The sequence below is a fragment of the Streptomyces sp. NPDC055140 genome (assembly GCF_053607285.1).
This window is the reverse complement of the sequence record NZ_JBSGTG010000167.1, coordinates 1-1,824: the sequence shown is the minus strand read 5'-3', so window position 1 is coordinate 1,824 and position 1,824 is coordinate 1. Positions and strand designations below refer to the sequence as shown.

The following is a 1,824-nucleotide window of genomic DNA, read 5'->3' as shown; positions in this document are numbered from 1 at the left end:
GCAGGGGGCGGCGCACGGCGGGACCGGGACCGGGGCAGGCGGGACGGCCGGGTGGCGGGGCGGGCTCGTTGGGAGGGTGCGGGCACGCCAATGGCCCGCCCCGGGTCAGGGCGGGCCATTGGCTGAACGGGTTGACGAAGGTCAGCGGGCGGGCCGGACCGGGAGGGGCGGGGCGGTCACGGCTGGGTTCGGTGCCAGGTGAGGAAGTGTTCGGCGTGTGTCTGGTCGAGGCGCACCGTCAGGTTGCCGTGGGTGTCCAGGTCCTGGGTGACGCCGTCGGCGGCTGCGGCGGTGGGGCGGGGCCATCGGGCGGTCAGGGCGAGCAGGGGTGCTGCGGCGGGGCCGGTGGCGGTGAGGGTGAGGACGACGGTCAGCGTGTCGTCATCGACGGTGAGGCTGGCCTGGCCGCAGGGGACGGTGGCGCGCAGTCGGTCGAGGAGATGACGCAGGTCGGGCACGCAGACGCCGAAAGCGTCGGCGTTTGCCTGGGCTTGCGCGGTCCGCTGGTAGAAGGTGTCGATCAGCTTCTGTGCGTGGGCGCGTAGTTCGGGCTCGGTGATCTCCTCCACCGTTTTGACGGTGCGGTTGGTGGTGCCGGGCGGGGCGAGAGGCGCGAGAGGGGCGAACGTGATGTGGCGGTGGACGCCGTCAGCGTCGATGAGGGTGAGGATGGTCAGGTTGTGCACCGTGTGGAGGTGGATCGTCCACTGGTCCGGCAGGGGCTTGGGCGCATGGGTCACGGAGGTCTCCGAAGCGGTGTGAGGGCGGGGCGGGGTGCTGCGCTCGCCGGGGCGGGTGACCGGGCGCGGGACCGTGTGTGGCGCTGGGGTGGTGCGGGGGCGGGGTCAGTCGTCGCAGGGGCCCGCCATGGTGGGGCCGTGACTGTCGCCGGGCTGGCCGGCTGCCTGGGGCCCGACACCGGAGCGGCCGAGGACGTGCCAGCCGCGGACCGGGTAGTAGCCGGTGCAGTCCGGACTGCACGGTTCTTCCACGTGGCCGAGGAAGTTGCCGCCGCACACGCAGGACTCGGACCACTCGGTGACGATGAACTGGCCCGGGCGGGGGCGCTCTGCTGCGGCCAGACTGCGCAGGATCCTGCCGATAGGCCGTATGTGCGCTGGACGGGTGCTTGCGGGCATGGGCTCTCCGAACAGGCCGGGGTGCGGGGTGCCGGGTGGGTTGGCGCGGTGCGTGGTCTGAGGGTGCGGGGGCTGAGGGCTAGCGCAGCAAGACACGAACCGGGGCCTAAGAACGGGGTCAATCGTGGTTGCAGGGGGCAACACGAATACCGTCGCGGCGCACCGTCACGGCGGTCGGGTCACCGAACGCCTGCCGCAGCACGTCGTCGAAACGGCCTTCCTCCAAGGCGTGATGGAGCACCATGACGCGCTCGAAGCGGTCGCGGTCCGGGCCCCGATAGTGCTCACGGTTCGGGCCGTAGGTGTCGCCCAGACTCGGACAGCCATCCATCAGCCACAGATCGCGCTCCGTCGCGGCGGGTGGCTCCTCGATGGGGCGCACCCAGATGTAGCGGACGCCGAAGGAACCCGGGTCGTATGGCGTGTACTGCTGCCACCCGAACTCGATGACGGTTGGATCGTTCAGCACCGCCTCGAACAGCGGGCGCAGCTCCTCGACGGGGAGTTGCCGGGTGCCGTACTCGGCGGCGCCCTCGACCGGTAGTCCGAGGAAGGGCGTGTAGGGGGCACGTGCGTTAGGAAAATGCATGATTCTCCACGGGGTGCGCGGGGCGAGGGGCGGCCCGGGGGGGTGAGTGGTCACTGCTCCCCCGGGCCGGTGTGCTGACCATGACCGGGTGTGGGG

At 71.6% G+C, this 1,824-nt stretch carries 3 protein-coding genes; all 3 read right to left on the bottom strand.

The features are described 5' to 3' along the window. Positions 1–176: 176 nt before the first annotated feature. Complete coding sequence (locus ACWFR4_RS48680; protein WP_453658397.1) at positions 177–740, bottom strand: hypothetical protein; 564 nt, start codon at positions 738–740, stop codon at positions 177–179. 105 nt (positions 741–845) lie between these two features. Continuing rightward, complete coding sequence (locus ACWFR4_RS48675) at positions 846–1,139, bottom strand: hypothetical protein (protein WP_453658395.1); 294 nt, start codon at positions 1,137–1,139, stop codon at positions 846–848. Between the two features lie 118 nt (positions 1,140–1,257). Then, the gene (locus ACWFR4_RS48670; RefSeq protein WP_453658393.1) at positions 1,258–1,728 is read right to left on the bottom strand and encodes a hypothetical protein; all 471 of its coding nucleotides are present in this window, start codon (positions 1,726–1,728) and stop codon (positions 1,258–1,260) included. Positions 1,729–1,824 lie beyond the last annotated feature (96 nt).

Coding starts and splice junctions, on each gene's coding strand:
- ACWFR4_RS48675 (WP_453658395.1), bottom strand. CDS start 1,139: ATGCCCGCAAGCACCCGTCCAGCGCACATACGGCCTATCGGCAGGATC.
- ACWFR4_RS48670 (WP_453658393.1), bottom strand. CDS start 1,728: ATGCATTTTCCTAACGCACGTGCCCCCTACACGCCCTTCCTCGGACTA.